This is a genomic window from Halomonas sp. BC2, assembly GCF_002078115.1.
Lineage (GTDB): Bacteria > Pseudomonadota > Gammaproteobacteria > Pseudomonadales > Halomonadaceae > Vreelandella > Vreelandella stevensii.
Window position 1 is genome coordinate 138,174 of sequence record NZ_LFGT01000005.1, and the last position, 1,406, is coordinate 139,579.

Consider the following 1,406-nt stretch of genomic DNA (forward strand, 5'->3'; position numbering starts at 1 on the left):
ACCCTCGTGAATAAGGCGGGATGAGGCCAGAGAACTGGTAAGCGAGGGGTTGGGGCATGCAGATGTTCCTGAAACGGCACGGATGATGCGGCATATCCTACCACGCTCACCATCGACAAATAGCCCCATGGTTGAGAGCAACCGCTGCGTTGCACGTTACTGTATAGAGGCAGCTCCTCGATACCCAAAGATTGGGAATTAAAGTTAAAGAAAAGCCATGTGTTGCCGATGACAGGGGTAGAGGTGGATGTTTTCAAGTTTGAGCCGAGAATATCCGGGGGAAATGGCAATAACAAGCGAGGTAATCCAGATGGTAGATGAATTCATTGATGCATATTCTGATGATCAGATATACTTGGAACTCATCGAGGAATTGGTAAACGACCACCCTGTGGAAAGCAAAATCCCTGATAGTATCAAGTATTCATCATTCTGCCGCTTATGGATAGTCATGATGGTTGGCAGCATTGAGATGATAATTAAAAGATGGGCCATTCCAGAGCCTATGATGTCTGATATAGCATCATACTTTGAAAGCGGATCAAATGAAGAGCGCTTGGAGCGTCTTTACAAAGCGCTTGAGATTCGCGGATTGAAGCCAGCTCGCAAATGCTTTAATGACTATTTGGCGTGTAAATACATCCGGAACGCCTACGTACATGGCGAATGGAATGAAAATCAGCGAACATATGTTGAAAATTGCGGGTTGCCTTCTACCACGATGAGCTTCACTTCAGAGCATTATGAGCGGGTAAAAGGATGCTTTTACCACCTAATGAATAGACTGGGGATGGCAAATGCCATTAATACTGAAACCAAGTTGAGGATCGGCAGTTAGCTATAACAATCAATGTTGCAGCGATGGTCTTTTTCGCGCGGCTTCGCCTGCTCTATAAAGACGCGCATACTGCGACCATTAAATGAGTACAGATTAGACATCTGATTATATAAAAAGCAAGAAAAAATAACAGATCGCTTAATAAGCATGGTGACTCTCACTGCGGAGCCACCATGGCTTTTAGGTCCTGCCTCGAATCGAGCCCGACTTGTTAAAGCCGCCCTCGCTCGGCCAATGACTCACAACCTTCGCTTCCCACCACGATGTGATCAATGACTCGCACCTCGACAAGTTCCAGTGCCTCCTTGAGCCGTTGAGTGATGCGTCGGTCCGCATTGCTGGGTTCGGGGTCGCCTGAAGGATGGTTATGCACCAGGATCACTGCCGCAGCGTTGTATGCCAGGACTTTCTTGACCACTTCTCGCGGATAGACACTGGCCGAATCGATGGTGCCTCGGAATAGCTCCTCGAAACGGATGACGCGGTGTTGGGTGTCGGGATCTAGCGTCAGTAAAAAGAATCAGACGAGTTTCAATCATGGGGAAGCCTGGCTTATGGGAAGCCTGGC

2 protein-coding genes and 1 pseudogene are annotated in these 1,406 nt (G+C 47.9%); 1 reads left to right on the forward strand and 2 read right to left on the reverse strand.

The genetic code is table 11. The annotated features are described in order from the left end of the window. Positions 1-296, reverse strand: a 296-nt coding sequence (locus tag B7L71_RS17425) for a hypothetical protein (protein ID WP_212636728.1), incomplete at its 3' end; no start/stop codon positions are given. A 14-nt stretch (positions 297-310) separates the two neighbouring features. Here B7L71_RS17425 and B7L71_RS04155 point away from each other — a divergent pair. Continuing rightward, on the forward strand, positions 311-838 hold the full coding sequence (locus B7L71_RS04155) for a hypothetical protein (protein ID WP_139790038.1): 528 nt from the start codon (positions 311-313) through the stop codon (positions 836-838). Between the two features lie 211 nt (positions 839-1,049). Here B7L71_RS04155 and B7L71_RS04160 read toward each other — a convergent pair. Next, positions 1,050-1,334: pseudogene (locus B7L71_RS04160) on the reverse strand (JAB domain-containing protein); the annotation flags it as partial. Positions 1,335-1,406: the final 72 nt, after the last annotated feature.